The organism is Oribacterium sp. (genome assembly GCF_057249185.1).
This window is the reverse complement of the sequence record NZ_DBHIGR010000104.1, coordinates 1-7,747: the sequence shown is the minus strand read 5'-3', so window position 1 is coordinate 7,747 and position 7,747 is coordinate 1. Positions and strand designations below refer to the sequence as shown.

Annotated in this window: 7 protein-coding genes; 3 read left to right on the top strand and 4 right to left on the bottom strand. The window is 41.7% G+C overall.

Annotated features, from left to right (window positions below; genetic code table 11):
- Positions 1-181: hypothetical protein (locus ACO4PX_RS06820; RefSeq protein WP_485572070.1), on the top strand; the 181-nt coding region annotated here is incomplete at its 5' end.
- A 197-nt stretch (positions 182-378) separates the two neighbouring features.
- On the opposite strand, the gene ACO4PX_RS06815 is transcribed toward ACO4PX_RS06820, so the two are convergent.
- The 3 genes from ACO4PX_RS06815 to ACO4PX_RS06805 all read right to left on the bottom strand — a co-directional run bounded on the left by ACO4PX_RS06815 (position 379) and on the right by ACO4PX_RS06805 (position 3,134).
- Positions 379-1,449, bottom strand: coding sequence for an ABC transporter substrate-binding protein (locus ACO4PX_RS06815; protein WP_485572069.1), 1,071 nt, complete (start codon positions 1,447-1,449; stop codon positions 379-381).
- Positions 1,450-1,543: 94 nt separating this feature from the next.
- A complete protein-coding gene (locus ACO4PX_RS06810; RefSeq protein WP_007156260.1) occupies positions 1,544-2,188 on the bottom strand; it encodes an HAD hydrolase-like protein in 645 nt (214 codons plus the stop codon).
- 85 nt (positions 2,189-2,273) lie between these two features.
- Entirely contained in the window at positions 2,274-3,134 is an 861-nt protein-coding gene (locus tag ACO4PX_RS06805) for a YitT family protein (protein ID WP_315364861.1), read from the bottom strand.
- A gap of 286 nt (positions 3,135-3,420) precedes the next feature.
- Between ACO4PX_RS06805 and ACO4PX_RS06800 the strand changes: the two genes are divergently transcribed.
- Entirely contained in the window at positions 3,421-4,353 is a 933-nt protein-coding gene (locus ACO4PX_RS06800; RefSeq protein WP_314346623.1) for a hypothetical protein, read from the top strand.
- Positions 4,354-4,432: 79 nt separating this feature from the next.
- Complete coding sequence (locus ACO4PX_RS06795; protein ID WP_485572068.1) at positions 4,433-5,716, top strand: ATP-binding protein; 1,284 nt, start codon at positions 4,433-4,435, stop codon at positions 5,714-5,716.
- Between the two features lie 161 nt (positions 5,717-5,877).
- On the opposite strand, the gene ACO4PX_RS06790 is transcribed toward ACO4PX_RS06795, so the two are convergent.
- Positions 5,878-7,494, bottom strand: coding sequence for a Y-family DNA polymerase (locus tag ACO4PX_RS06790; protein WP_315364864.1), 1,617 nt, complete (start codon positions 7,492-7,494; stop codon positions 5,878-5,880).
- Between the last annotated feature and the right edge of the window lie 253 nt (positions 7,495-7,747).

The following is a 7,747-nucleotide window of genomic DNA, read 5'->3' as shown; positions in this document are numbered from 1 at the left end:
CTTCTTAACACAAAAACTCCCGGCTTCAAAAAATCCTCCAACAAAGAATTTCTATAGGAAAGATAAGAAAGGATTAAAGCTAGGACAAAACTCAGAAGATAGGCCGAGAGAATTCCCCGAGAGCTTTTCCACAGTATTCCGTAGAATTCTTGCTGCTGTAATAGTCGACTTAAGGCTTTAACACTTTCTATAGGTCCAACCAAAAGAAAGGAATTGTTCACCAATCCGGCAAACAATTCCCATAGAAGCAACCAAAATATTATAATTCCCGCTTTACGCCATTGTTTCACATTCTTTCCTTCCTAATAACAGGAATGCATTTCGTTCTTTTCTATATCCAAGCTATGGCTTTCAAAAAGAACTGTCACTTCCCCTCTATTAAGGCTCTGCATAAAATCCCTCTTCCGGTAAGACTCCTCCCACCGACTTCGGATTAGATGCAAAAAGAACTTGATAGTACTGCTCCAAAGCTTTCTTCATCTCTTCTCCGTCAATGAAATGAATATTACAGTTTGGGATAGCCTTGGCAGCCAAAGCTTCCTTCTCCAGGATTCCCTGTTTCACCACAAGTTCTGCCGTCTTCTGAACATCCTTTTCCACAGCGGCAATGCTTTCTTTTTCCTCATCCAAAAAAGCCTTCACAATTTCAGGGTGTTCCTTGGCATAGGATTTTCTGACAATGGTTACCGCTGTGGGCAACTCTACCCCGTCAAAGGACTTCTTCCACTCCTCTGTAATAGAGATTTTTCTTTGTAAATTACTGTTTTGTAAAAGAGTTGCAGTGGCAAAGGGCTCAGGAAGAATTGCCACGTCGTTGGGATTCACCTGTAAATGCGCTACTGCCTCAGCAGGTTCCGTTACAAAGTTAAGATTTCCCTCCAAATTGTTCTTGGAAAGCAGGGCACGAAGCACATACTCCGGTGTGGCCCCCTGTCCCGGCATATAAATATCCTTTCCGGCTAAATCCGCAATGCTGTTCACTTCCTCATTTCCGGTAATTACATACAGGATGCCCAGCGTATTGATATTCAGAACTTCCACATCCTTATCCAGCTTTTGGTATAAAACTGCCGCCATATTGGCCGGAACTGTAGCAATCTGTCCCTTTCCGGCTACAAAATCCGGAAGTAAGGCATCCGGGCTTGCTTCCATTTGAAATTGGTAAGGAAGTTTTTCCTCTTCACTTTTCTCCATCAAATGCACAAGGCCTATGGTAGTGGGTCCCTTAAGGCTTAAAATCGTCGGGCCTTCTCCTGTCTCAGTCTTATTCTCTGCCTTAGATTCTTCCGCATTTTCAGAACTTTCTACTGAAGAGCTCTTCTCTTCTACAGCAGGAGTAGATTCCTTCTTTGCTTCCGTAGAGCTCTCTCCGCCCTTGGTACAGGCAAAAAGACCAAGGCAAAGAAGACAAAGTAACAGCCATTTCCAAAGATTTCTTTTCATAAACATCCTTTCTTCTTGAACTGTAAATATAATTTTACCGCTATCCTGCCATAATTTTCCCTCTTCATTCAGCAGCGGGTACACCGAGTAAATTTACTTTTTAAAAAACAATCTTCAATAAATCCAAAGGCTTTTCAATGAAATAATTTGCCGTTTCGATTTCTTTCCGTTCTCCATAGCCGTAGAGCGCTGCCACAGAGTCGATTCCTGCATCCTTCGCCCCTTGAATATCATAAACTGTATCTCCTACCATAAGACAATCTTCTCTTTGAAAACAGCCCTTTTCTATAGCTTGCTCCATCAAGAAACTCTTGTCGGAATGTTGCTCCTTAAGCTCCGTGCCGATTTCCAGGAAAAAATAAGGGGATAAACCAAAGTGGGCTATGATTTGTGTGGCAAAAAACAGAGGCTTAGAGGTTAAAAGCACCAGCTTCTTCCCTCCTTCATGCATCTTCTTCATGCATTCCTCCATCCCGGGATATAAAAAGGCATCATACATTCCCTTCTCAGGATAATATTCCCGATAATAAGAAATGGCTTCTTTAGCCTTTTCTTCGGAAAAACCGTAGAATCGCATAAAAGAATCCTGCAAGGAAGGTCCCACAAATCTTCTCAGCTTTTCCTCCGGTTCATTAGGCAAGGAAAAATGATCCAAGGCATATTGTACCGACTTCATAATTCCGGAGCCGGAATCCATAATGGTTCCATCCAAATCCAAAAATATATTTTGATACTTCTTTTTCATAAGTACTTCTTCTCCCTTTTCTCTACTGTTACTTTCTGCCCTTTAAGTCCTTTTGCTTCAAACAGAAATATCATCCCCTACTCTTTTAATCCTTCGGTCTCATATAGAAATGCCCGGTAATATCCTGGGAACGAATGGTGTTCACAAAGGACTCCGGATCAATCTCGTTAATCTTCATTTTCACCTTCTTGATATCCGCTGAAGAAATCACAGAATACACCATATAATGGTCTTTTCTTTCAAATGCTCCCATGGCGTGCATAATAGAGGCGCCGTGATGACAGACCTCATGGATTCCCGCTGCTATTTCATTGGGATAATCCGTAATCACAAAAAGCGTAAGCTTTTGATAATTTCTGTAAAGTGCGGAAACGGTTTGTGTAGACACATATTGGAAAATGATGGAGTATAACGCCTTCTCCCAACCGAAAAGATATCCGGCAACAGCCAAAAGGGCGGCGTTAAAATAGAAAATCAAATTCCAAGTGTCCACTCCCTTTTTCTGAGACAGATAAATCGCAATAAAATCCGTTCCCCCGGAAGTGGCATCCATCCTGAGGCAAAGCGTAATGGCACAGGCATTTAAGATTCCTCCGAAGATAGATATTAAAAGCATATCCGAGGTAATGGGCTGTAAATTCACTCTATCCGTAACAAAGCCTGTGAATAAAATCATAATCAAAGATAAGATTGTGAATTTTTTTCCCACATACCGAAAGCCGATGTAAACAGGAATAATATTGATAATGATATTCAGTACAGAATACGGAAGCGCTAAGTTAAAATAGCGTAACGCTACTCTTTGTAACAGGACTGTGAGTCCCGTAGCTCCTCCCGGAAAAAGTCCTCCGGCTGAAACGAAGGTTTTCAGGTTCAAAGCCAGCAAGGTGGCTCCCGCCAAAACGCCAAGTAGCCTTTTTATATCTCTTTTCGTATCAAATTTCATAACACCCCTCCAAGATTGGTCTTTTCATTCTAACATTCTCTTTCTCTTTTGCCTAGGGTTCAGAGGGAATGTCTTTAGGAATGTCTTTAGGAATGTCTTGGGGAATATCTTTGAAAATGTTCATTATCAAAGATTTTGACAGTGCTCTTTAAATTCAGCGAATGCAGCGCTATTTCTTAACAATTTCGATAGGAAGTCCTAATTGCATAGAAGTTATCTTGTAAGCAAAAGGAAGATTTGGTATACTTTCTTGCCGTAGTATCTAGAAAAAGCTGAGGAGAAAAACATGTCCAACCAAAAAGATTATAGAAGTTCCAAAGGGTCACAGAAAAAGAAGTCCGGCTTCCTTTCTATACTTCTTCATTATGTCCTGCCTTATCTGGTGATTAATTCCATTATTTTGTTTTTTGTTTTGGCTACCCCGAAGTTAAAGGTGAATGAAGCTACGGAAACGGATGATCCTGCTGTACGAACACTTTTGGTTCATGTGGATTCCGTTCTTCCTATTAAAGAGTTCACCGCAAAATTAGAGGGAAAAGAGCAAAATTTCACAAAGGAAAATCAAAATTACATCATTTCTCTTACCGGAAATGGAAATCTTCGAATTTCCGCAAAATCCATCAACGGGATGATGCAAGTAAGCAATACCCAAATCAATAGTTTTGACGAAAATCCCCCCGTCATTGATGAGGATAATGTTGTTCTCGGCTCCGGATATGTTGAGTTTACCGTTACCGATGATCAGTCCGGAGTGGATTATGCCACAATTTACGGAATTGATAAGGATGGAGACAATCTTAAACCCACCAACATTGATGAAGCTAGCGGCAAGGTAACATTTTCCATGAAAAGTAATGGACTTACCGTGTATGTTTCTGATAAATCGGGAAATCAGGTTACCGGCAACTTCACTTTAGAAGAATCTCCTTACCCGAAAACCAAGGCGGATGAAGAAGCGGCTAAGGACGAAGATAGCAAGAACGAAAACAGTAAAAACAAAGATAGTAAGAGCAACACACATAACGGTAAGTCAGGCAATAAAGAGGAGGAAAGAAGCTCAGAAAAAAACGGTTCTTCCAAAAATCATACCGGTGAAAGTTCTGAAAAAAGCAATTCCGAAAAGAGCAGTTCGGAAAAGAGCTCTTCCAAGAATAGTTCGGAAAAGAATTCCTCTCACGATAACAGCAAGAGCAGTTCCGGAAAAAGCAAGTCTAATTAGAGAAATCTATCATTTAATAAAAAATAGAAAATATCTACCGTCAAGTTTTTTCAGTAAATAAAGAATAGGAGTACAAGGGATGAATTTAGAAAGAATGGAAGAATTATTGTTTTACCGAAATCTTTTAGAAACAGATTTTGTACAGGATTTAAGGGACGATGCTCCCTATTCTGCCCTCTCCCGTCTCTTTCAAAACTATTCCAATATGCCAAAGGGAACAAACCTTTGGCATATTTTTCTTGCCGATTTTCTTTTGCAGGACGAAAATTCTCTAAGTTTATCTGCCGAAAAAAGAGGCTGGAGTCATTTCTCTCATCCGGAATTTATCCAAAGAGAAATGGAAATCCTCTATTCCCTCTATCATTTAAACCTGTCTTTCTTCTTTCCGAAGGAACAAAAAGCTATCGATTCCGTATTTCGAGGAAAAGTTTCCGAAGCAGCCAAGACAGAGCACTTTCCCTCCTATTCCTACGAAGCACAGCTGCTTTCCTTTAACAATAAGTTGGAAACAGCAAAGGATGCTTTAGAATTCTCCTCTATTTTGGAAAGGGAATATAAGGAAAAGGGTGTAGGACTTTTCCGTTGTCATTCCGCCTTTAGCTTGGAAAAAGAAAATATTTTCGGTACAGGCTCTTCCGAATACTGTTTGGAAGGTCTTCCCTTGCAGAAGTATCCCGGATTCTCCACTCTTTTGGGCTATGAAAAGGAAATTTCCGCCTTGAAAGAGAATACCGAAGCCCTTTTGGCAGGAAAGAATGCAAATCACGTCCTACTCTACGGAGATGCGGGAACCGGAAAATCCAGCTGCATGAAGGCGCTTTTGGAGGAATACCATTCTAAAGGACTCCGCTTTGTTTCTCTTTTCAAAAAAGATCTGGAGGGAATTCCCTTCCTCTTGCAAACCCTTAGAGAAAGACCTTATTTCTTTATTCTTTACTTTGACGATCTTTCTTTCGAGAATTTTGAAGTGGAATATAAACTGCTGAAGGCGGTCATGGAAGGAGGCTTGGAAGGAAGAGCAGACAATATTCTGCTTTATGCCACCTCTAACCGAAGACATTTGGTAAAGGAAAATCTTTCCGATAAAAATGATATCGAATACCAGGAGGACCTGCACCATTCCGATACCACAGAGGAAAAACTTTCCCTGGCAGATCGTTTTGGTCTTTCCATCCTCTTCCAAAAGCCGGCCTATACCCTTTATCAAAAAATTGTGCTTTCTCTGGCCAATAAATACAAGCTTTCCATTTCCGAGGAAAAGCTTCTGACCATGGCCAATGCCTGGTCTATCCGAAGAGGAGCCGCCACAGGACGAACAGCAGAGCAATTTATCCAGTCCTTACTGGTACAGAAAAAGGACTAGGATTTTCCTCTTCCAACATCTCCTCATAACCTTTTAGGGCAGCAAAGGGAGCGAATTGTGCCGCTCGACTTTCCTTGGACATCCTCTTCCGAAGAAGGGGGATGGGATAAGTAGTATATAAAATGGATTGATAGGAGTTTTCTCCTATCTTTTCTTTTTTTTTATCTTTCATAATCCTCTTCTTCCACTATATTCTTCGCTATAGTTGCTTCCTCCTTTCTCCTGATAGAAGCCAAGTCTGAAACGCCGCTGCTATGGCCTCCAATCTGTCGGTTCCGCTCCCTCCCTCTGGCTCCCTCCAGATACTGGTAGCCCTTCAGTAAGGCATTCTTTCCGAATTTCTCCATTACCGCTAAAGCTGCTCCTCTAGCCTTCTCCTCCTTTTCCAGAAATTGCGCCCTTTCTCTAAGCTCCTGCTCTTCCTCAGCCGAGGTCAAAAAATGCTGAAACAAATCCAACTGCCCCTCCGGTAAGGCTTCACAGTCCCTTACATCCTCTGCGGAAATACTGAGCTTTCTGATTCTTAATCTTCTGTCCATAATCCTGTCATAGATCTCCAAAACCGCCTCTCGAAAGGCTCTCCCCTGATTGCTTCTTTTCTGAAAATGATAGAGACCATGGACCGATTTCGGTACTCTTTTTCCATAGTGATTCCAGACAAGATTCCCTTCATAGCTTTCTCCCCCATTCTCTTCATCAAAGGAGAGATAGAGCTGCACAAAGGCAGAATCCTTCCCTTTCTTCAGTAAATCCAGCGCCAAATCCTCCGCCATCTCCTCTGCCACCATCCTTCCCTCGGAAAAGCCGTAGGGAGACGGCAACACTTGCCCGCTATGCAGGCTATTGCTTTTACTGTGAAAGGCCTTAATATCCTCTATCTTGCAAGTTTCATAGCCAAAGGCATGGTCAATCAAAAGCTCTGCCTGTATTCCAAAAAGCTTATACAGGAGTACCTGATTTTTCTTTTCTTTACTGCCGGAAAGAGCCGCCATGGCAATATCTCCCATAGTATAGATTCCATAGTGAGCCAAACGATTCTCAATTCCTCGGCCAATCCGCCAAAAGTCATGGAGGGGCTTATGCTGCCAAAGACTTTCCCGATAAGATTGCTCCGTCAACATAGCCAAACGAATCCCTTCCTTAGAGGCTTGCATGTGTTTTGCTTCGATATCCATAGCTACCTTGGCCAGATAGAGATTCTCCCCTAAGCCGACGGTGGCAATCATCCCTACCTCCTCATAAACTCTTCTGCAAATCTCCTCCGCCAAGGCTCTACTGCTTTTTTGATAAATTCTTTCATAGGGCTTAAGATCCATAAAAACCTCATCCACGGAATAGACATGAATATCCTCTTTAGAAACAAATTCCAAATACACCTCATAAACCCGCCTGCTGTAAGCCATGTATAAAGCCATCCTGGGAGGAGCCGTAATATAGTTTACCGCCAAAAAGGGATAGGCTTTACAATCTGAATCAAAGCAGGACTTTCCCACAAGAGGCTGTCCTCCGTAAAGCTTCGACCTTTGGTAATTGATCTTTCGTACCTTTTCTACCACCTCAAAAAGTCTGGCTCTTCCCGGAACACCGTAAGCCTTTAGGGCAGGACTTACTGCAAGGCAGATGGTTTTTTCCGTCCTTTCTCCATCTGCCACCACCAAATAAGCATCCATAGGATCCAAGCCTCTTTCTCTGCACTCGCAGGAAGCATAAAAAGACTTTAAATCAATGGCCATATAGTGACATTTTCTTTCCTTTTGCACTTCCCCATACACATCCATGGCTCTATCTCCATTCTTCTTCCTTTCTTCTCTTATTCTAAAACCAAACATTTGTTTTGTAAATAAAAAAAGCAAACATTTGTTCTAAAAATGTTTGCTTAATCTTTTCTTGATCTTTCTCTTGGTCTTTTCCTTGAGCTTTGCCTTAATCTTTCTCTTGGTCTTTTCCTTGAGCTTTGCCTTGATCTTTCTCTTGGCCTTTTCCTTGAGCTTTGCCTTAATCTTTCTCTTGGTCTTTTCCTTGAGCTTTGCC

Bases quoted from the DNA above. Each gene is read 5' to 3' on its own strand.
- ACO4PX_RS06815 (WP_485572069.1), bottom strand. From the start codon at position 1,449: ATGTTTATGAAAAGAAATCTTTGGAAATGGCTGTTACTTTGTCTTCTT.
- ACO4PX_RS06810 (WP_007156260.1), bottom strand. From the start codon at position 2,188: ATGAAAAAGAAGTATCAAAATATATTTTTGGATTTGGATGGAACCATT.
- ACO4PX_RS06805 (WP_315364861.1), bottom strand. From the start codon at position 3,134: ATGAAATTTGATACGAAAAGAGATATAAAAAGGCTACTTGGCGTTTTG.
- ACO4PX_RS06800 (WP_314346623.1), top strand. From the start codon at position 3,421: ATGTCCAACCAAAAAGATTATAGAAGTTCCAAAGGGTCACAGAAAAAG.
- ACO4PX_RS06795 (WP_485572068.1), top strand. From the start codon at position 4,433: ATGAATTTAGAAAGAATGGAAGAATTATTGTTTTACCGAAATCTTTTA.
- ACO4PX_RS06790 (WP_315364864.1), bottom strand. From the start codon at position 7,494: ATGGATGTGTATGGGGAAGTGCAAAAGGAAAGAAAATGTCACTATATG.